The organism is Arthrobacter sp. NPDC058288, assembly GCF_042880995.1.
GTDB lineage: Bacteria > Actinomycetota > Actinomycetes > Actinomycetales > Micrococcaceae > Arthrobacter.
The window spans coordinates 299,929-320,493 of the sequence record NZ_JBHVYH010000001.1; the positions used below are offsets into that span (position 1 = coordinate 299,929).

At 60.1% G+C, this 20,565-nt stretch carries 20 protein-coding genes; 8 read left to right on the forward strand and 12 right to left on the reverse strand.

Translation table 11 applies throughout. The annotated features are described in order from the left end of the window. Positions 1-4 precede the first annotated feature (4 nt). Positions 5-982: a nucleotidyltransferase family protein gene (locus ACFVWT_RS01370; protein WP_390244564.1), complete on the forward strand. Its 978-nt coding sequence runs from the start codon at positions 5-7 to the stop codon at positions 980-982. Here ACFVWT_RS01370 and ACFVWT_RS01375 read toward each other — a convergent pair. Then, positions 951-1,358, reverse strand: coding sequence for a VOC family protein (locus ACFVWT_RS01375; RefSeq protein WP_390244566.1), 408 nt, complete (start codon positions 1,356-1,358; stop codon positions 951-953). The genes ACFVWT_RS01370 and ACFVWT_RS01375 overlap by 32 nt on opposite strands. A gap of 205 nt (positions 1,359-1,563) precedes the next feature. Between ACFVWT_RS01375 and paaA the strand changes: the two genes are divergently transcribed. The 6 genes from paaA to ACFVWT_RS01405 are packed head-to-tail and all read left to right on the forward strand — an operon-like array spanning position 1,564 to position 6,456. After that, positions 1,564-2,583: a 1,2-phenylacetyl-CoA epoxidase subunit PaaA gene (gene paaA / locus ACFVWT_RS01380; RefSeq protein ID WP_390244568.1), complete on the forward strand. Its 1,020-nt coding sequence runs from the start codon at positions 1,564-1,566 to the stop codon at positions 2,581-2,583. After that, positions 2,580-2,882, forward strand: coding sequence for a 1,2-phenylacetyl-CoA epoxidase subunit PaaB (paaB, locus tag ACFVWT_RS01385; RefSeq protein ID WP_011693044.1), 303 nt, complete (start codon positions 2,580-2,582; stop codon positions 2,880-2,882). Before paaA ends, paaB begins: the two co-directional genes overlap by 4 nt. Further along, on the forward strand, positions 2,879-3,808 hold the full coding sequence (paaC, locus tag ACFVWT_RS01390; RefSeq protein WP_390244571.1) for a 1,2-phenylacetyl-CoA epoxidase subunit PaaC: 930 nt from the start codon (positions 2,879-2,881) through the stop codon (positions 3,806-3,808). Before paaB ends, paaC begins: the two co-directional genes overlap by 4 nt. Positions 3,809-3,819: 11 nt before the next feature. Then, positions 3,820-4,389, forward strand: a complete 570-nt coding sequence (gene paaD, locus ACFVWT_RS01395) for a 1,2-phenylacetyl-CoA epoxidase subunit PaaD (RefSeq protein WP_390247027.1) — start codon at positions 3,820-3,822, stop codon at positions 4,387-4,389. 15 nt (positions 4,390-4,404) lie between these two features. After that, complete coding sequence (gene paaE, locus ACFVWT_RS01400; RefSeq protein ID WP_390244573.1) at positions 4,405-5,631, forward strand: 1,2-phenylacetyl-CoA epoxidase subunit PaaE; 1,227 nt, start codon at positions 4,405-4,407, stop codon at positions 5,629-5,631. Positions 5,632-5,673: 42 nt separating this feature from the next. Then, positions 5,674-6,456, forward strand: a complete 783-nt coding sequence (locus tag ACFVWT_RS01405) for an enoyl-CoA hydratase/isomerase family protein (RefSeq protein WP_390244575.1) — start codon at positions 5,674-5,676, stop codon at positions 6,454-6,456. Positions 6,457-6,471: 15 nt separating this feature from the next. On the opposite strand, the gene ACFVWT_RS01410 is transcribed toward ACFVWT_RS01405, so the two are convergent. Beyond that, positions 6,472-7,407 carry a hypothetical protein gene (locus ACFVWT_RS01410; protein WP_390244577.1) on the reverse strand — a complete coding sequence of 312 codons (936 nt, stop codon included), beginning with the start codon at positions 7,405-7,407 and terminating at the stop codon, positions 6,472-6,474. Positions 7,408-7,548: 141 nt separating this feature from the next. Here ACFVWT_RS01410 and galU point away from each other — a divergent pair, with 141 nt between their 5' ends. Further along, positions 7,549-8,442 (forward strand): UTP--glucose-1-phosphate uridylyltransferase GalU, encoded by an 894-nt coding sequence (galU, locus tag ACFVWT_RS01415; RefSeq protein ID WP_390244579.1) that lies wholly within the window; start codon positions 7,549-7,551, stop codon positions 8,440-8,442. Between the two features lie 6 nt (positions 8,443-8,448). Here the strand turns inward: galU and ACFVWT_RS01420 are convergent, their stop codons facing one another. The 10 genes from ACFVWT_RS01420 to ACFVWT_RS01465 all read right to left on the reverse strand — a co-directional run bounded on the left by ACFVWT_RS01420 (position 8,449) and on the right by ACFVWT_RS01465 (position 20,285). Continuing rightward, positions 8,449-8,919: a VanZ family protein gene (locus tag ACFVWT_RS01420; protein WP_390244580.1), complete on the reverse strand. Its 471-nt coding sequence runs from the start codon at positions 8,917-8,919 to the stop codon at positions 8,449-8,451. Positions 8,920-9,189: 270 nt separating this feature from the next. Continuing rightward, a complete protein-coding gene (locus tag ACFVWT_RS01425) occupies positions 9,190-9,786 on the reverse strand; it encodes an LPXTG cell wall anchor domain-containing protein (protein ID WP_390244581.1) in 597 nt (198 codons plus the stop codon). Positions 9,787-9,958: 172 nt separating this feature from the next. Continuing rightward, positions 9,959-11,731 (reverse strand): DUF4012 domain-containing protein, encoded by a 1,773-nt coding sequence (locus tag ACFVWT_RS01430; protein ID WP_390244583.1) that lies wholly within the window; start codon positions 11,729-11,731, stop codon positions 9,959-9,961. A 104-nt stretch (positions 11,732-11,835) separates the two neighbouring features. Beyond that, complete coding sequence (locus ACFVWT_RS01435; protein WP_390244585.1) at positions 11,836-13,149, reverse strand: UDP-glucose dehydrogenase family protein; 1,314 nt, start codon at positions 13,147-13,149, stop codon at positions 11,836-11,838. Positions 13,150-13,208: 59 nt separating this feature from the next. Further along, positions 13,209-14,693, reverse strand: coding sequence for a sugar transferase (locus tag ACFVWT_RS01440; protein WP_390244587.1), 1,485 nt, complete (start codon positions 14,691-14,693; stop codon positions 13,209-13,211). Between the two features lie 9 nt (positions 14,694-14,702). Beyond that, entirely contained in the window at positions 14,703-15,689 is a 987-nt protein-coding gene (locus tag ACFVWT_RS01445) for a GDP-L-fucose synthase (RefSeq protein ID WP_156372461.1), read from the reverse strand. Next, complete coding sequence (gene gmd / locus ACFVWT_RS01450) at positions 15,677-16,705, reverse strand: GDP-mannose 4,6-dehydratase (RefSeq protein WP_055805084.1); 1,029 nt, start codon at positions 16,703-16,705, stop codon at positions 15,677-15,679. The genes ACFVWT_RS01445 and gmd overlap by 13 nt, the downstream gene beginning before the upstream one ends. Before the next feature lie 222 nt (positions 16,706-16,927). Next, positions 16,928-18,154, reverse strand: coding sequence for a lipopolysaccharide biosynthesis protein (locus ACFVWT_RS01455; protein ID WP_390244589.1), 1,227 nt, complete (start codon positions 18,152-18,154; stop codon positions 16,928-16,930). Further along, positions 18,151-19,239, reverse strand: a complete 1,089-nt coding sequence (locus ACFVWT_RS01460; RefSeq protein ID WP_390247029.1) for a glycosyltransferase — start codon at positions 19,237-19,239, stop codon at positions 18,151-18,153. Before ACFVWT_RS01460 ends, ACFVWT_RS01455 begins: the two co-directional genes overlap by 4 nt. A gap of 137 nt (positions 19,240-19,376) precedes the next feature. After that, positions 19,377-20,285, reverse strand: a complete 909-nt coding sequence (locus ACFVWT_RS01465) for a glycosyltransferase (protein ID WP_390244590.1) — start codon at positions 20,283-20,285, stop codon at positions 19,377-19,379. Positions 20,286-20,565: the final 280 nt, after the last annotated feature.

The following is a 20,565-nucleotide window of genomic DNA, read 5'->3' on the forward strand; positions in this document are numbered from 1 at the left end:
AGCCATGCGGAACCACGCCATGTTCACCCCCGCCATGCAGAACCAGGCCACCCAGAACCCAGCGATGCAGAACCCCGCCGATGAAACGCAGCTGAGCATTCCCGAGGCCGTGCTCCTGGGGCATGCCCTGGTACAGCGGGTGGCGGACGGCCTGGGAATCAGGGCGTTCTTCATCAAAGGTCCGGCCAGCGTGGTCCAGGGGTTGCGCATGCCCAAGATGTCCGTGGACGTCGATGTCTTTGTATCCCCGGCGGACCTGGAAGCGTTGCTGAACGGGATGCGCGAGCGGGGCTGGCGGGACCGGCCCGTTGACCCGGACAGCAGGACCTTTCCGAAGCACTCCATCACGATCGACCATCCGTCCTGGCCCTGCTGCATCGACGTCCACTTCCGGTTCCCCGGCATGGAACTGGACCCCGCTCACTCCTTCGAGACGATGTGGGCACACACAGAGGCCCTTGAACTTGCAGGGCAGGAGGTGCGGGTCCCGTCAAAGGCGCTGGGAATCCTCATTCTTGCCCTGCATGCCCTTCGCTCGCCCCATCTGCCGGCGTGCCGGCAGGAGCTCGTGTTCCTGGCGGAACTCACGGAGCGGGAGTCGCTCGCCGACACCATCCTGGAGATCTCTGCGGCTACCGGATCCGTGGCAGCCATGCGTCCATTCCTCGAGGACCACCTTCCACAGGAGGCATCGGTGGAGTGGCCCCAACCCTCCACGGAATGGCGCAACCGCCTGCTGGCCAAGGAGCCCGGCAGCGCCCGGATCATCGCCATTGTCCAGGCCCCGCTGCGGGACAAGCCGAAGATGCTCTTTCGCGCGGTCTTCCCGGCCCCGGAAGTCTTCCTGAGCGGGAATCTCTATGCGGACCTGTCGTTCCGCGGCCGGCTCCGGTTGCAAAAGGCCAGATGGGGGAAGTTTGTACGTTCAGTTCCCCGAATAGTGCGAGACCTCAGCCAGCTTCGCCGGGCTCGTAGCCGATAAGCCAGTGAAGTCCGTGCCGGTCGATCACCTGGCCGTCGGATGCACCCCACGGCTTGGGGGCGAGCGGATCCACCACGTGGCCGCCGACGGCGAGCTTGTCGAACCACTCGTGGAGCGTCTCGGGCTCGGCGGTACCAAGCAACGCGAGCATGAGGCCTTCGAAACGGACCGTCTTCCCGTCGGCTGGCGCATCCGATCCGGCCAGGGCCACGGTGCCGCTGAGGACTCCGTGGGCGATGTCATCCGGCGGGCCGTCGCTGACACCGAACTCCGCCTTGGTGTACAGGTGTAGCTCTCCGCCGAAGATGTCACGGTAATAGGTGAGTGCTTCGCGCGCCGTGCCGGGGAAACTGACATAGATCTGCGGTGCCGTCATGCCCACAGCCTACACACGCGGATTTCGTGGCCGGCGCCCCGGTGCCCTCGGCGCGCCCTGGCAGCCGCTGGCGTTCCGTCGGCGGCTGCGTTCGCGCCCCGAAGCTACCCCGCCAAACGCCGCATGTGCTTGACGCATCTCACGGCTTCCGCATATCCTGAACGAACGGTCGGTAATTATTTATCGGATATGCATAGGAGCAACCATGGCAACGCAGACCCTGCAGTCAGTGCCCGCTGAGCTGACACCTGAACAGCTGGAAGAGGCAGCCCGGCACGAGGCTGAAGGTCAGGCGTACTTTGACCGCGTCATGGCGGAGGACTCGCGCATCGAGCCCCGCGACTGGATGCCGGCTGCCTACCGCAAGACCCTCTTCCGGCAGATCTCGCAGCACGCCCACTCGGAGATCATCGGCATGCAGCCGGAAGCCAACTGGATTTCCCGCGCCCCCAGCCTGAAGCGCAAGGCCATCCTGATGGCCAAGGTGCAGGACGAGGCCGGCCACGGCCTGTACCTGTACTCGGCCGCCGAGACCCTGGGCCAGCCGCGGGACCAGATGATGCAGGACCTGATGGACGGCAAGGCCAAGTACTCCTCCATCTTCAACTACCCCGCACGCACCTGGGCGGACATGGGAGCTATCGGCTGGATGGTGGACGGCGCCGCGATCGCCAACCAGGTTCCGCTGTGCCGCGCGTCCTTCGGCCCCTACGGCCGGGCCATGGTGCGCGTCTGCAAGGAGGAGTCCTTCCACCAGCGCCAGGGCTTCGAGATCCTGCTTGAACTCTCGCACGGCACCCCCGAGCAGAAGCAGATGGCCCAGGACGCCGTGAACCGCTGGTACGCCCCGGCCCTGATGATGTTCGGCCCGCCGGATGACGATTCACCCAACTCCAAGCAGTCCATGGCCTGGAACATCAAGCGCTTCAGCAATGACGAACTCCGCAACCGCTTCGTCGGCATGATGATGGAGCAGGTCAAGGTCCTGGACCTCACGCTCCCGGACAAGGACATCCGTTTCAACGAAGAAACCAAGAAGTGGGAGCACGGCCCGCTGGACTGGGACGAGTTCCATGAGGTCCTGAAGGGCCGCGGCCCCTGCAACGCCCAGCGCCTGGAACGGCGCCGCGAAGCACACGAGAACGGTACCTGGGTGCGCGAAGCCGCAGCGGCATACGCGGAAAAACAGGCCAAGAAGCAAGCAGAGAAGGAATCCGCAGCATGAGCCCCGAAACCCCCGCCGGCAACGTCTGGCCTATCTGGGAAGTCTTTGTCCGCTCCAGCCGCGGCCTGTCCCACGTGCACGCCGGATCCTTGCACGCGCCGGACGCAGCGATGGCGCTGCGCAACGCCCGCGACCTGTACACCCGCCGCAACGAAGGCGTGTCCATCTGGGTTGTCCCCGCGGAGGCCATCGCCTCCAGCGATCCGGACGCCAAGGGCGCCTTCTTCGAATCGCCCCAGGGCAAGGACTACCGGCACGCGACGTACTACACCAAGAGCGAGGGCGTGAAGCACCTGTGAGCACCTCACCTGAGACTGAAACGCAAGAACAAGAAACAACCGGCCACGGGGACATCTCCGTGGGCGTCCCCACCGCCGGCACCAGCGGGGACGCCACCGCCAGCGCCACCCGGATCACGCCGGGCAACGCCCTCCGCCCGGAGGACATCGCGCTGGCCGTCAGCCGCGGCACGGCCAAGCCCACCGAGGACGTGGCCGAGTTCGCGCTGCGCCTGGGGGACGACGCCCTGATCCTGGCCCAGCGCCTGGGCCACTGGATTTCCCGCGCCCCCGAGCTGGAGGAGGACATCGCCCTGGGCAACATCGCCCTGGACCAGCTGGGCCACGCCCGCTCCTTCCTCAGCTACGCCGGCGGCCTCAACGGCAAGAGCGAGGACGATCTTGCCTACTTCCGCTCCGAGGACGAATTCCGGTCCATCGAACTCTTTGAGCAGCCCAACGGCGACTTCGCCGTCACCATCGCCCGGCAGTTCGTGGTGAGCTACTACCAGTTCGAGCTCTACAGCCGGCTGACGAAGTCCACGGACGCCACACTGGCCGGCATCGCCGCCAAGGCCGTCAAGGAAGTGGACTACCACCGGGACCACAGCGCCCAGTGGGTGCTGCGCCTGGCCCTCGGCACGGACGAATCGCGCCGCAGGATGATCCACGGCTTCAAGGTCATCTGGCCCTACGTTGACGAACTGTTCCGCGACGACGAACTCACCGCCCGCCTCGCGGCGGCGGGTGCCGCCGTCGAACCTTCCAGCCTGCGCGCGGACTTTGACCGGCTCACCGGTGAGGTCCTGGCCGAGGCGGAACTCGAGTTTCCGCAGGTTCCGGCCGCCCTCGGCGGCGGACGCCAGGGCAGGCACTCCGAGCACCTGGGCTACATGCTGGCAGAGATGCAGGTGCTGGCCCGCCAGCACCCAGGAGCGAGCTGGTAGCCATGCCGGACATGTACGTCAGCCACCCCACCGCGGACAGCGACGCCGCGCGCACCGTGAAAACTCCGGAGCAGAAGGCCTGGGATCTCGCCGCCACCGTGTGCGATCCGGAGATCCCGGTGCTCACCATCGCGGACCTGGGCATCCTGAGAGACGTCAAGGTGACGAAGGAACCAAGCGCAGACGACGGCGCCATGGTGCCCGCCGTGCAGATCACCATCACGCCCACGTACTCGGGCTGCCCGGCGATGGACGCCATCCGCGATGACCTCAACGCGGTGTTCGCCAAGGAGGGCTACCCCAACGTGCATGTGGAGCTGGTGCTCAGCCCCGCGTGGACCACGGACTGGATGACCGAGTCCGGCAAGGCCAAGCTCAAGGAATACGGCATCGCGCCGCCCACCGGCCGCTCGGACGCTGCCCGCCACGCAGGACCAATCCGCCTGCAAATGGCCGTCAAATGCCCGCAGTGTTCATCGTTGAACACCAAGGAACTCACCCGCTTCGGTTCCACCTCCTGCAAGGCGCTGTACGTCTGCCAGGACTGCAAGGAACCGTTCGACTACTTCAAAGTTTTGTAAGGAACAGGTGCTCCCATGACTGTTGTCCGCCAGACTGCCGCTGAACAGGCCACGGCCACCGGCCGCCGTCGTGCGTCCTTCCACACGCTGACGGTGGCGGAAGTCCGCCGGCTCACGGACGATGCCATCGAGGTGACGTTCGGGGTCCCGGCGGAGCTTGCCGGCCAGTACGACTACCTGCCCGGGCAGTACGTGGCCCTGCGCACCACCATGCCGGATGAGAACGGCCAGCCGCACGAGGTGCGCCGCAGCTACTCCATCTGCGCCGAGCCGCGCAGCTTCGCGGACGGCAGCAGCGAGATCCGCGTGGCCATCAAGAAGGACCTGGGCGGGCTGTTCTCGACGTGGGCCAATGCCGAGCTGAAGCCCGGCGACCAGCTGGACGTGATGAGTCCCATGGGTGCGTTCGTCTCCAAGCACGGCCGGGACGGCAAGGCCGTGGAGCAGAACGTCATGAACTCCATGAACCACCCGGAGGACTTGGTGGGGGAGCCCGGCTGCTTCGTGGCCATCGCCGCCGGTTCCGGCATCACCCCGGTGATCGCGATTGCCCGTACGCTGCTGGCGGCGAACCCGGAGACCCGCTTCGACCTGATCTACGCCAACAAGGCCGCCATGGACGTGATGTTCCTGGAGGAGCTCGCGGACCTGAAGGACAAGTACCCCAGCCGCCTGGCCCTGCACCACGTGCTGTCCCGCGAGCAGCGCATCGCGCCGCTGCTGAGCGGAAGGATCGACGCCGAGAAGCTCCAGGCGCTGCTGGGCACCGCCATCCACGCGGACGATGTGGACGAGTGGTTCCTGTGCGGGCCGTTCGAGCTGGTGCAGCTGTGCCGGGACACCCTGGCGGCCCGCGGTGTGAAGCCCGAACATGTCCGCTTTGAGCTGTTCACCTCCGGCAAGCCGGACCGTCCCGAGGGCAACATCGGCCGCCCGGTGATCGCGGACGAGTCCAAGGACACCTACAAGATCACGTTCAAGCTGGACGGCCTCGAAGGCAAGGTGGAGAGCCCCACCCATGCCCGCGAATCCCTCCTCAACGCCGCCCTGCGGGTGCGCCCGGACGTGCCGTTCGCGTGCGCCGGGGGAGTGTGCGGCACCTGCCGCGCCAAGGTGGTCACCGGTGCCGTCACCATGGACGAGAACTACGCCCTGGAGCAGGATGAACTGGACAAGGGCTACGTACTCACCTGCCAGTCCCACCCCACCACCCCGGAAGTCACCGTCGACTTCGACGTCTAAGCCCTTCCCAACCCGGCTGTCACGGCCACGAACAGGAGCCCCATGATCTCCCTCTCCATCGCCGACGGCATCGCCGAGGTTGTGCTGAATGCCCCGCACAAGCTGAACTCACTGGACGAGCAGGCGCTGAAGGATTTAACACAGGCGTACGACGACGCCGCTGACGCCGCCTCGCGCGGTGAGGTGCGGGCGCTGCTGCTCAGGGGAGAGGGACGCGCCTTCTGCGCGGGCCGGGACATTGCCGGCGTCACGCCGGAGACGGACGATGTGCAGGGGTACCTGGGCGGTTTGCTGCAGCCGCTGCTGAAGAAGATGACTGAGTTTCCGGCACCCACGTTCGCGGCGGCGCAGGGCGCCTGCCTGGGTGTGGGGCTGGGCCTGCTGTTGGCCACGGACGTGGTGTATGTGGCGGAGGACGCCAAGTTCGGATCGCCGTTCGCCAAGCTGGGCGCCACCCTGGATTCCGGCGGGCACTGGTACTTCACCGAACGGCTGGGCATGCACCGGACGCTGGACCTGATCTACACCGCCGAGCTGATGTCCGGCGCCGAGGCCGTGGCGCAGGGGATGTTCAGCCGCGCCATGCCCAAGGGCGAGCTGCTGGAAAACACCCGCGGCATCGTGGCGAAGGTTGCCACGGGCGCCACGGGCGCTTTCAACGCCAGCAAGGACCTGGTGGCCCACATCCGCGACCAGCGCCTTGGCCTCTGGGAAGCCATGGAAGAGGAAAACGCGGAACAGGCCCGGCTGTGCAAGTCCGAAGACTATTCAGAGGGCTTCAAGGCGTTCCAGGAGAAGCGGACCCCGGAGTTCAAAGGCCGCTGATGGTCCCCGACGGAATCAGGCCGCCGGATCGTCAACCATGGTGACGCTGTCCGTCAGTTCTGTCCACAGTTCTGACTCCGTGGGCAGGTTGGCAGGGCAGGCGAGGATGAGTTCCATGAGGCCGTCGCCGGCCGGCATGGACCGCACGGCGATGCGGTACACCACGTCCACGTCACTCTTGTTCTTGAACCGAAGCTCCGCTTCCTGCATTTCGATGACGCGGCCATCGGCGTTCCGCAACTTGGTGTAGAGCGAGTCCGCGTCGGTCACAACGGTGACCGGCTTTCCCACCGTTGATTTGATGCCGTCGATTTCGAGCTGCATCGAGGCCTTGGTCGCTTCTTCGTCGGTGGTTTCAGCGCGGGGCGGCAGGATGGCCTGGTGCGTAGTGAAGTTGCAGGGGCTCTCTTTGCTGCGGTACTGAATGGTTCCGTTTTTGACCTCTGACGTGGTCCAGCCTTCCGGCATTTTGGTGGACCAGACAGGTGCCGAGGTGAAGTCGGCGTCCTGGAAGATGTAGAAGTCTTCTTCGCCGGAGGCTGCGGCCGAGGACTCGCCGGTTGCGCCGTCGGTTGCCCCGGCCGATTCAGAACTGCCGTCGGTCTCCGTCGGTGCCGGAGCGGCTTCTTGTTGTTTGTTGGAGCCGAGTCCGCCCAGGACCATCACGCCGGCCACAGCCAGGACTGCCACGGCACCCACGCCGCTTGCCACCCAGCCCCAGACGGGGAAGCCACCCTTGGACGGGACCTGGCCGAACTGTCCCGGTCCGGGCTCACCGTAGGGAGGCTGGTTGTACTGGCCTTGTCCGGGCTCGCCGTAGGGCGGCTGGTTGACGTTGTACTGGTCCGCACGCGGGGGATAGGGCGCCTGGCCGAATTGCGGCTGCTCGGGCTGCTGCCACCCGGTGTGTTCCGGCTGCTGCGGTACACCTGGCTGCTGGTCGTTATTCAAAATGTCCCCCAATATTCTCGAAAGCTGCAACCAGAAGTATGTCCCGAAATAGAAACCGCTGCGATGGGCAGGCCTCCCCATGGGGTGCGTAAACTTGGCCCTGAATTGCCAGTTTCCTCCAACGATTTGTATGGTTCAGCTATGACTTTGGGGAAATCAGTAAGAAAAGCCGTCATTCCTGCTGCCGGTTTGGGAACTCGCTTCCTGCCCGCCACCAAGGCAATGCCAAAGGAAATGCTGCCGGTTGTTGACCAGCCCGCAATCCAATACGTGGTGGAAGAAGCCGTTAAGGCAGGGCTGACTGATCTCCTCATGATCACCGGGCGCCAGAAACGCGCCCTGGAGGACCACTTTGACCGGGCTCCGGCTCTGGAGCGCACCTTGGAGCTCAAGGGCGACCTGGACCGTCTGGAGGCCGTTCAGCACGCCTCCAGCCTCGCTCCGCTGCACTACCTGCGCCAGGGTGACCCCAAGGGTCTGGGCCACGCCGTTCTGTGCGCGCGCCAGCACGTGGGGGATGAGCCGTTCGCTGTCCTCCTGGGCGATGACCTTATCGACGCCCGCGACGAGCTGCTTAGCACCATGATTGATGTGCAGGCCAAGACCGGCGGCTCTGTTGTCGCACTGATCGAGGTGGACCCGTCGCAGATCAGTGCGTACGGCTGCGCGGACATCACCCCCGTGGACGGCGAGAACTACTTCCGGGTGAACCGGCTGGTGGAGAAGCCTTCGGTAGATGAGGCTCCGTCCAACCTGGCCGTCATTGGCCGCTACGTTTTGCACCCGGCTGTTTTTGATGTGCTGGAAGAGACTGAGCCGGGCCGCGGCGGCGAGATCCAACTGACGGATGCGCTGCAGACCCTGGCAACGTCCGGCGGCGAAGGTGGAGGTGTGTATGGCGTGGTGTTCCGTGGGCGCCGCTACGACACCGGAGACAAGCTGAGCTACATCAAGGCGGTTATTTCCATCGCGTCTGAGCGTGTGGACTTCGGCGAAGACTTGAAAGCATGGATGAAGGAGTTCGTGAACGACTAAGGCAGCTCACAAACTGTTTTGCGGCAGGCTCATCGTCATTTGGCGGTGGGCCTGTCTGCGTTTTAGCTCCCTGAGCCCAACGCGGGCTGCCACAGCCCCTATGACACAGCCCGCAGTATTTGTGACAAGATCCAGCGGGCTCGCGAACCGGTCGTGAAGAAAAAGCTGTTGTCCCAGCTCCATGCAGCCGGACACCACCAGCCCAAAGGCGCCAAGCTGCCAAATGCGTTTGTTCGGGAAGCCCTGGGAAGCAACTAAGCCAACAGTTACGAACAGCACTACATTTGCTGTGGCCTCAATGAACGCGTAATTGATCCAGGCTGGGATTCCTAGTGCGTGGATAAGGATGAGGAAGCCCGCCAGCTCGCCCTGCACGGGTTTGTCTACCGGGCTGGGCCAGAAGGCCAGCAGCGCCAGCGGTACCAGCATGGCAGCAAGCACTGCCCGCCAAAACCACGACTGCTCCAGGCGCTTCAAACGGGCCTCAGGACGTCCGGAACAGCGCCAAAGCCGCCACACCCAGCGCCGCGATGGCTAGGAGCGCCAGGAGGAGGTAGGGGAGTGCCTGTGGCGGGGGAAGCGGCACAGTGAAGTCGAACTGCCAGCGTGGTCTGCGCCAATGTCTCCCCATAAGTCTTATCAATACCACACAGCGGTGATTGAGGTCGTCGAAATCGCAAAAAAGAGGGTGGGTGGTCTCCGGTTTCCCGGAGACCACCCACCCTCTTTGGTGCTGTTGGTTTAGCCTTACGCTGCGGCTTCAGCCTTGGCGCGGCGGCGAACCACAACTACCGAGGTTGCGCCGGCAGCCAGTGCGCCTGCGCCTACCAGGGACCAGAGAACCAGGCTTGCGTCGGCACCGGTGTTGGCCAGGCCGGCGCCGGTGTTAGCCAGCGGAGCGCCGCCGGTGTTGGCGAGGCCGGTGCCCTCAACGGTGACAACGGCGGTTGCCGTCTTGCCCGAGGTGAGGCCCGTAGCGGTCAGCGTGTAGGTTCCCGTTTCGCTGATGGTCAGCGGGAAGGCGAAAGCGCCGTTGGCGTCAGCTGTGGTGGAGAAGGTCTGCGGTGCCAGCGGCAGGGTGATCTTGGTCGGAACCGTGCGGCTACCGTTGGAGACGCTGGAGCCGGTTGCTGCCGGAGCGCTGCCCAGAGTCACGGTGATGGACAGGCCTTCGCCGGCCAGGAAGCCGTTGCCGCGAAAGACGAACTGCTCGCCGGGGCCAACGGTGCCGTCAGAAACTGCGGCGTTGGCCGGCGGTGCCGGGTAGGTTGCAGCCATGGAAGGAGCTGCGCCGATAAGTGCGATGGAACCTGCAAGTGCGATTGCTGCAAGTGATTTCTTCATGAGTCCCCCTGAGACCGTAATTACGATGTGTCACGTGATGTGGTGGAGATTTCCGATCCCCCGAGTGACCGTAGGTTGAAATCTCATTTGATGTGCCCGAGTAAACGGTAACACTCCGTGACGGGTGTTACCAAAGTGAATCAAGTCGCTTTACATACTGTTAACGCGATGTCTACTTACCCGGAACGCATTCTGCCGGTTTGGTGCCGAGCACCACATCTTTGATTGGCTGGACAGTCGGCGTGACAACCAGGTTAGGTTCAGTGTGTTGGACAATCTTTCCGAAAGTCAGTTCCACTGTGCTGCTTTGACCAGGCGCCAAAGTGACTGTTACGGATCCTACTGGCCTGTTGCTGTGCCTGTGCGCGGCGAAATCCGTCTTTTTGCCGTCTACGGTCGCGGTTTCGACGTTCGCTTGGACTGGGCCGTAAGCGATGACATTTGTCTGTACCGAACCCGGCGGTACGCCAAAGATGCCGCCCCCAGTCACGTATTCCGGCAATGCGTTAGCGGCATCCGCCGGTGCTGTATTGGTGCTCGTGATCCGGACTTTTACTTTTCCGTAGTCATTTCCAGTGCATTCTTCAACGAGTTGCACCGTGCGCTTGACGTAGTAGTCCATCTTGGCGCCTGTTCCGTCGTTGAAGTACACGCCGAACTGAGCCGGAGCGACGCTGGCGCCGGATACTGAGCCGCTCAAGGCGTACTTTGCAATGATCGACTGTTCATCCGTCTTGCCCGACCAAACAAGGACGCGCCCTTCACTAGTTCCGCGCGTAATGCCCTCGACGAGGGCCTTCGCGTCACCCTTACCGTTGGAGAGAGCAGTGAAGACTTCCTGGGCGACGCCTGCAAAGTAGGCGTCTTGAAGCTTTGGCTGTTCGATCTTGGCGTAGACATCGGAGAGCAAAGTCGGCACAACGTTCTTGCCGTTCAACTCCGTAGGGAGACCGGAAGCCAATGCGAGTAGTTCTGGGTTGCTGATTTTGACAGGGCCCGTGGCGTCCAAAATGTAGCTCAGTGCCACAGGGTCCATAGAAATGACGCCATCGACGCGCTGTCCTGATTTTCGCTCCCACATCGCCTGGGCTGTAGTCGCAGTAGTAGCAAAGTCCGGCGTCAGGTTGACGTCCTGCATGAATTTTCCAAGGCGTCCGGAATAGATCTGTTGTTGTTCGGCGTCAACGGGCAGAGGCGGTTGCATGACTCCAACGTCGCCAGCACTGCTTTGGGCGGCCAGCGAGAGTCTCCCTTGATCGACGGTCAGCACGGCAAGAGCTCCGGGGATGCCTCCCGAGGCCCGGACTTCGGCATTGTTTTGGATCATCAGCAGGTAGTTCCGCGGGCCGTTTGCCCCCAGCAGGCCGGGGGCGACCTGTGAGGCATCGGCCGAAGCGTCCAGCGCTCCGGTCACTGCCTCAAGTTGCTCCCTAGCTCGCGCCAGTGGGTCAGCGACCTGGGGCAAGAGATCGCCGGCATCGATTCGCTCGAGCCGATCCGCAGATACGCGAACAGCATGAGCCGCGGACACAATACTAGGGGAGGCCTTTTGGAGGCCGCTCAGGTCGGTCCCTGCGCTGCTCGGTACAAGGCTGTCCCAGTTGAGCGAATCAAACACCCTGACCAGTGGGGCGACGCCCAACGTGGATACGTCGTCAGCTGAGCGAGCAACCTCAGCCACTGCACTGAAGTTCGGGCCAACGCCGGGCGCTACGGAGGCTAATGTCCAGACCGGATCTTCGACGGCTTCGCGTGCCGCTTTTGTATGCCAGCGGAGCTGTTCGACCGTATCGGAGGCCTGTTCGGGCTTGTTGTCCGCCATATCCGTTTTGAGTACAGGGATTAGCTGAGCCGCTGCTTCAAGCTGGTTCTTGACGATGTTCGCTCTTGTACCCAACCATGCGCCAGCAGCCAGCAGCAGGAGTCCAACCGAGGCAAGAACCACCGCCGAAATAAGGATCGGACGGCGCCGCTTGCTTCTAGCCAGACCTTTAGAGCGACTGGGGCCCCTTACGGCCGGGTTTTGGTCGTCATCTATGTGACCCATCGTCAAGGGCGTCCCAACCCGCGATAAATCCAGCCCGCGGCTCGCCACTTTTCCGAGTCCAGAACGTTGCGTCCGTCAAGGATGCGGAGGGATGAGACGCGCCCGCCGAGCTCGTACGGGTCAAGATTCCGGTATTCCTGCCACTCCGTAAGTAGCAGCAGGGCGTCGGCCTTTTCGACTGAAATGTTTGTCTCGGTCTCGTAATGAAGCTCCGGAAACCTCTTGGCCGCGTTCGCAAGGGCTTTAGGATCTGTCACGGTCACAACGGCACCCTGTAGCTGGAGTTGCGCGGCAATACTGAGCGCGGGGGAGTCTCGAACGTCGTCACTTTCCGGCTTGAATGCTGCTCCCAGAACTGTAATTCGCTTGCCCAGCAGGGTTCCGCCGCAGAGATCGCGAGTCAGTTCCACCACGCGCGTGCGGCGCCGCATGTTGATAGAGTCAACTTCCCGCAGGAAGGTTAGGGCTTGGTCCGCACCCAATTCGCCGGCTCGTGCCATAAAAGCCCGAATGTCCTTCGGCAAGCAGCCTCCGCCGAAGCCGATGCCTGCATTGAGGAATTTCCGGCCGATTCGGTCGTCCATACCGATAGCATCCGCCAGACGCGTTACGTCAGCGCCAGCAGCCTCGCACAGTTCAGCCATTGCATTGATGAAGGAGATCTTGGTCGCCAGGAATGAGTTGGCGGCGGTTTTGACCAACTCGGCGGTCGGGTGATCAGTGATGAGCCGAGGAGTTCCAGCGGAGAGCGAAACAGAGTAGACGTCGTCCAGGATAGCGACAGCCGGATGGTCTTCGGAGCCACCGGCGACGCCGTAAACGAACCGGTCAGGATTGAGCGTGTCGGTTACTGCGTGGCCTTCGCGAAGAAACTCGGGATTCCATATCAGATGGGCATCCGACTCGTGAGCTCTCACCAGATCGGAGAGCCGCGAGGCTGTTCCAACGGGGACCGTCGATTTTCCTACGACGATGTCCCCCGGCGCCAAGTATTGCACGAGCCCATTGACGGCGGCATCGACGTAGGTCAGGTCCGCGCCGTTCTCGCCTTTCTTCTGTGGAGTGCCAACACAGACGAAGTGCACACGACTGCCGGCAGCCGCCGACATGTCGGTTGTGAAGGACAACCGGCCGGTTGTCTGGACCTCTTCGAGAAGCTCTTCAAGTCCCGGTTCGTAGAACGGTGCCTTGGCTGCTGAGAGTGCAGCAATTTTTTGTTCGTCAACGTCTATGCCAACGACATCGTGTCCAAGTTTGGCCATGCAAGCTGCATGGACGGCTCCGAGATACCCGCAGCCGATTACTGATATACGCATTTTGATGCCTTCCCCAAGAGAATGGGCGGTTGTTGCCGTTGAAAAAGGAGCGGAACTTTTCAAACCGCGCCCGTGCTTGTAAATACGGCTTTGAAAGTCTTGAAGAGAATGACCACGTCACCCATGAGCGACCAGTTTTCCACATAGTAGAGGTCGAGCCGGATGCTCTCCTCCCAGCTAAGGTTGGAGCGCCCACTGACCTGCCAAAGGCCGCTCATGCCAGGACTAACGTAGAGCCGCCGATGGGCCGCGTCGTCATAGAGTGCAACTTCGCCTTCGCGCTGCGGCCTCGGGCCGACAAGGCTCATGCTACCGCCCAGCACGTTGAGTAGCTGGGGCAGCTCATCCAGAGAGTACTTTCGCAAGACCCGTCCTAGGGGTGTGATCCTCGGGTCATTTTCAACCTTGAAAAGAGGTGTATCAGCGGAGCCTTGTGCTGCCAGTAACTCGCCTAACTGGGCGTCAGCGTCGACTTTCATAGACCGGAACTTCAGCATGTGAAAAGTCGTCCCGCGAAGACCAATTCGTTCTTGGCGATAGAAGACAGGGCCAGGATCCGTAAAGCGGACTAGCGCAGCCAACACAAGGAACAACGGCGCGAGGCAGGCAACCAACACGCCCGCACCTACTATGTCGAAAGCCCGCTTGGCCACTTTCTTCCCGCCTGTGAGCTTGGGGGTAGACACATGGATCAGTGGTAAACCAGCGACCGGCTGGGTATGAATTCGAGGTCCCGCTACGTCCGTAAGAGCCGGTGCCAAGATCATCCCAATATCTCTCGCTGCAAGCTCCCACCCGAGTCGTCGAAGGTCTTGGGGATGCATGTTAACACCCGCAGAGACAGCCACAGCATCTACATTTGCCTCGACAATGATGGCCAGTATGGAATCGAAGTCGGCCTGAGTGCCAGTGACCGGCACTGAGAAGTTCGACGTCAGTTCAGGAACAGCCCCGGGCAAGTGAACACCAACAGGGCGATACCCGGCTGAAGGTGCGCTATTAAGTGATCGGACCAAGTGGGCCGCAGAGAATGGGCCGCCAATGATAAGTACCCGTGAGTCGCTCTTCCCATATTTACGTTCCAGGGAAAGGTGCTGTCTGACGAGCCAACGACCTATTAGCAGGCCCGCGGCACCTGCGGGGAAAGCCAAACCGACAAAACCCCGGGCTGTGTCTATCTTCAGTGCATAAGACACGATCGCTACTAAACCGAACAACCAGGCGGAACTGGCAATAACGCGCTTGTATTCTTCTGCTCCTGAGCCGAGTACTCGAGCCTCTCGTGAGCCCCAGACCTCAAGTAAGATCCACCACGCTACAACAAGTGCAATGGAGAGCAGGACGTAGTCAGAGTCACGAATGTGGCTGGTGTCGAGGTCAGGGATACCGAATCTGATGCCGAAGGCACCCGCCACTGCCCAGATGATTACTCCGGCGTCAATAAACCTAATGCGTGACGAGTACCGTCGCCGCCAGTCAGCAGCGCCCGTTGATTCTCGAATGCTTTTTATGACTTTGGTTTTCAAGCCTGCCGCTGCCCCCATTGCTAGCCTTTAGGATCTGACACTGTCGACGTTTGCGCGGTACCACTCGACAGTCCGCTGAACGCCGTCTTGCAACCCGATCCCTGCAGTCCAGCCCGCTTTGGTGAGCTCAGATACATCTAAGAGCTTCTGTGGCGTACCGTCCGGTTTGGTGGTATCCCAGACCATCTCGCCGTCGAAGCCCACAGCATCAGCAACTATCGCTGCGAGTTCCTTGATAGTTACATCAGTCCCGGTGCCCACGTTTACTTGGGCGGGCCCATCGTAGTTCTCCAAGAGGTGCAGGCACGCAGACGCCATGTCATCCACATGCAGGAATTCTCGCCGAGGAGTCCCCGTGCCCCAGTTGGTCACGCTGGAGGCACCCGACTTGGCAGCATCGTCATAACGCCGAATCATTGCCGGCAGTACATGTGACCCCTCAGGAGAAAAGTTGTCTCCCGGCCCATACAAATTAGTCGGCATAGCAGAAATCCACGGCAGCCCGTACTGCCGACGGACGGCCTGAATTTGCATGATTCCGGCAATCTTGGCGATTGCGTAGGCATCGTTTGTCGGCTCTAGATGACCTGTGAGCAGGGAATCTTCACGTATGGGCTGTTCAGCAAACTTGGGATAGATGCACGACGACCCGAGGAATAGGAGACGTTCTACACCGTGTTTGACCGCAGCATCCAGGACATTTACTTGAATCCGGAGATTTTCGCTGAGGAAGTCCACTGGGTAGGTGCTATTAGCCAGAATTCCTCCGACTTTAGCCGCCGCAAGCACCACATACTTTGGTTTGGTTGCCGCGAAGAACGCGAACACCGCATCGCGCTCCTTCAGATCGAGGTCGGACGAAGTGCGGCCGATCAGATTGGTGAAACCTGCGGCTTTAAGGTTTCGCCAAATGGCGGACCCAACTAGGCCCTTATGACCTGCAACGTAGAAAGTTTCTGACCTATCAAGTTCGCCGGGTGTGAAATCGGTCGGCACGACGTTTAGTTCTTCCACGTTGCCAGGTCCACACTGTCGATCCAATGATTGCCCGCATGCTTGAGAGCCTCAATGTCAGCGTCGACCATTATGCGCGCCAGTTCCGGCGTATGGACGGACGCCTTCCACCCCAACTTCTCCTGAGCTTTAGAGGCATCGCCCACCAAAGCGTCAACCTCCGTCGGGCGCAGGTAGCGCTCGTCGAAGCGTACGTGATTCTCCCAGTTGAGGCCGGCGTGTTCGAATGAGATCTGAAGGAAGTCGCGCACGGTGTAGTTCCCGCCCGTGGCCAAAACGAAGTCATCCGGTTCATCAACTTGGAGCATCCGCCACATGCCCTCAACGTACTCGGCAGCGTATCCCCAGTCGCGGACGGCATCCAGGTTACCCATATACAGAACGTCCTGCTTCCCGGCTTTGATTGCAGCCACAGCTCGCGTGATCTTCCGAGTGACGAACGTCTCACCGCGGCGGGGGGATTCATGATTAAAGAGAATCCCGTTGACAGCGAACATGCCGTACGCCTCGCGGTAGTTCTTTGTGATCCAGTAGCTGTACACCTTGGCCGCTCCATAGGGAGAGCGGGGATAGAAGGGCGTCTCTTCATTCTGGGGCGGCGGTGTGGCACCGAACATTTCGGAGGAGGAAGCTTGGTAAAACCTAGTCTTGATACCTGACATACGAACCGCTTCGAGAAGGCGGATTGTGCCGACACCTGTTGTATCTGCCGTGTGCTCTGGTTCATCAAACGAGACTCGCACATGGGACTGTGCGGCCAGGTTATACACTTCGTCTGGCTTAATTTCCGCAAGGAGCGTTACGAGCCTAGCACCGTCGCTCAAGTCACCGTAATGAAGGAAAAGCTTAGCTGCTGGGTCATGAGGATCTACATACATGTGGTCGATCCGTGCCGTGTTGAACGTCGAAGCCCTTCGGATGAGTCCGTGGACCTCGTACCCCTTACGCAGGAGTAGTTCTGCCAAGTAAGAGCCATCCTGGCCAGTGATGCCGGTGATTAACGCGCGTTTGGTCAAAGGTGCCCCCAAGTAAAATGAAGAATCGCGCAACAAGGAATGCTGCGCGATGTTGTGAAGCTTATCCGCCCCAATACTACCTACAGCGACGCCATTGACAGGAATGTTTCTCGGCTGGGTCATTCACCAACCTAACCGGGGAGGCTTCCAGAGTTCGTCAGGAGGAGTGGTCCGGGGAGCGGATGGCGTCCCGGAAACTGGGGCGTCCTCTGCCTGGGCAGACTAGTGATTGGAATGTCTACCCACTCTGGGAAGGGCGGCGTTGGCGCTCGACGCAAGGCCTACCGCGATTATGGCTTGGGCAACTATTGGACTCACCCAGAGCCACGGCATACCACCTAGGGCCACGATTACCACTAAGGCTGCAAGTCCGATAGAACTTCCAGTACCGACGATCCATGCAACAACCGCGGCCCTGCCCTCAGCCAAGAGCTTCGACTGGAATGCCTGAGAGACTGCGGACATTCCCGACGCAATGATCATCCCGATGATGAGCCAACGCGCACTTTCATAGTCTCGTCCTAGAAGTAGAATTGCGATATCTGTGATTAGCCATGCTGAAAGACATAGTGCGAGTCCGTAGGCAGCCGACGCTGACACTGAAGCACGATACAGGGTTCGAAATCGAGCCGTGCCCCGCCGGCGGGCTAGCTCGGGCATCAGAAGAGTCTGAAGAGCCCCGACCAAAATCGAGAGTGGGTTCGTCAACCTTGCAGCTATTGCAAAGAGGCCAACGCTCGCAGCGTCGACTACTAGCCCTAGCGCCGGTGCCTGCAACTGACCGATATTGGGAGCCAGACTACTCATCCAATAGCCAGTGGAACCTTTAAGTTCCGACCAAGTGTCCTTTGACCAATACCTCACACTTTTCGCTCGTTCTCGCAAGGGAATCAGTAGGCCGCAAATAAGAGTCGACAAGAAGCTGATCATGATCAGCTCTCCGGAGAAAAAACTGGCGACGCTCGCAGAACCGATCACCATGAACGGAATGAGTCGCTGGAAAATGACAACCAGCGACGACTTGATCTGCCGATTGGTACCAGCCAAATATGCCTGAGCGTAATCGACCACTTGATCGCTGGCAATCATAGAGACGGCAATTAACGTCGAGGTCGGGCTTGCGGCAAAGACCATAGTGCTGCAAATCACAGCCGTCAATGCGGTGCCAGTTATCCGCATGTACAGGAACTTTGTAGCGGTTCGCTGAGAATCGGTCTCAGCCGCCAACCGGAGGACTCGTACGCCTGTGCCAAAGCTCGTGAACGCACTGACTATGTATCCGACAGACAAAACGATGGCTACTATGCCAAATTCAGCGGGTCCGAGTTCTCGTGCTAGAAGAATCAGGAACCCAGCTTGACCTAGTGAACCAGCGAACCGGGCGATGACTCGGAAAGCTAGAGCAGAACCAAATCTCTTCTGCGCCCACAACTTACCGAAGAAACTCACTGCTTGCCCGGCGTGACTGACAGCAAAGCTGAAGCGAAGTCCCGACCATCAGCCAACCCGGCGTTTTCCTTACGAGTAGAGGTCGCAGCGCCGTGCAACGCGTCGGCGAAAGCGTCTACATCTAGCGGTGCCCACGTGCCAGCGCCAAGCCGTTCAATATCTTCTCGCAGGCTGACTGCCCCAGCTGCCGCAACTGGGACGCCGGAAGCAGCGGCTTTGCCCAAGATTCCGCTGGGTCCCTCCGAACTGTGAGCAATGGCTACTACTTGTACCGATGCGATCGCTGAATCCAACTCGCTATCGGATAGCAGTCGAGAGTCGAAAATCACGGCTGTTCCGGAATCGCGAAGACGCTGGAGACTCGGATCGCACCTTGAACGCTCTTCCTGGGTGATCTTTCCAGCTATCAGAAGGCCATATTGCAATGAATGGCACTTCCCGATTGCGTCGGCAACTAGATCGAGATTCTTTCGCGGAGTAATGTTTCCAAATACGCCCACCCACAGTCTGGACATATCCAGGTTCATATCCGCCCGGTACCGTTCTATTGATTCAGGTGTAGAACTGATGTCAACTGGATCAGGCACGGCATTATATCCCCGGTAGCGATAGGGGTGTATTGCTTTGAGTGCTGGTGCCAGAACTTTTATATCAACGCCTCGCCGCTGAGATACGGCGATGCCGAATCGCTTGAGGAGGTTGTTGAACCCTGAAACTCGGGCTTTAAGGGGAGCCCTCATAACAAGTACGGTCAAGGCCTTTCGATGAGACGTAGTATGGGCGGCCAGTGGGAGAATGAACTTATCCCCCTCCAAGACAATTATCTGGGCAAAATGATCACCAGCTACTATTCGGTCAATGTTGCGAAGCAATTTTCGCTGGTATCGCCAGCTAGGCTTTGGCATGAGCGGCCCTAAATCATGGATAGATATCTTATGAGATAGGTGCTTCATGTGGGTTTCGTACTCGGTCGAATCAATTGTTTCGGAGCTAGTTGCGAGAATTACTTGCCTCGATTGCGAAAGCGCAAATTCCGATATTAGTCGACAATAGACCATGCGGTGGCCGTTGAAATTTGGCTCCATAATGACCACGGGCCCAGACCTGGGCGCGTCAGGAACTTTCATTTGCTTCCTTTCAGGTTAAGTCAACGTCCGGCTGGAGCACGCCCGAGGAAGGAATGGAAATCCTTCCGTAGCCAGCACGAACTAAAGAATCTCAACTATAGACTTCCAGGCGTGTCGATATCGGCGAAGGTATCAGCCACTAGTTGTCGAGCAGATTCACCTCGGCCGAGCCAGCTATTCATCTTGGAAATTTCCAGCCTGGAGTCGACGGCATCTGAGTTGGTCACCGACAAGATTGCCTCAATTGCAGCAGCAGAATCGATGGCATCCTCGACTACAACGACATGTCCTGGGACAGCTTGGACTGCCGGAACGGCTGTAGAGACGACGCCTAAGCCCGCCGCGAGGTATTCAAAGGTCTTAAGTGGATTGACGCCACGTGTGTACGACGTGAGTTTGTACGGAATTAGTCCGACGCTACAGGTCCAGTAAAGTCGTGATAGTTCCTCTAGCGACAGGAGTCCGTGATAAACGGCTCCGCGCTCCCTTAAGTCCTCCACTTCTGGAGTCGCGTCTCCTCCGCCCTCGGCGATCGGGCCAGCCAGGTGCAATTCAAAGCCGGCTTCAACGATGTCGCGCAGCAGTTTGAAATCCACTTTGGCTCGACTTAGATTCCCCGCAAACACAACGCGCTTGGGGTCTCTGGCTGATTCGGTCGGTCGCTCATTCAGGATAGTTTCAACATCCGCGACGTTCGGCCAATGTAGAACGTTTTTGAATCCTGTATCAATTAAATGTTGTTCGACGACCTGGCTGCTACCAATAGCCGTAGCTGTGTGTGGTGCCAGACGAGCTTCTTGGTTCCTGATCATCGATGCTGAGACGCCGGGAAACTCACCCAAGAGATCTACGCAGTGATAGACAGTCGAATCGGCATATTCCTCAAGGCCATATGTCACGGGTGTGTAAGTCCACAGGATCTTCGGCCCTTCCGCCGTGATCCAGTGACGAAAAAGGCGATGAATTTTCCGTTTGTTAAAAGGGCGTGAAATACTGGTGTGCAATGGGATAATAATAGGTGATACGACATCTAGTCCTGTTGGTCGAGGCCTGCGCTTCATGGCTATAGTTGCCGATCGTTTTCTGCGAGGGAGAAGCCTCTTGACCATTCGTGACAAATCGCGGCGCCGAAACTCCGGTTTTCGTAGTCCGAAAGATTCACTGTAGGTCAAGGGATAAGAGCGAAGTAATTCACGCACAATATAGTGCTGGTTGGTCGCGATAGCCTGATCCCAGTCAGCGGTCCCCAGGACCAAAATATTCGGCTGAATGGTTCTTCTATTA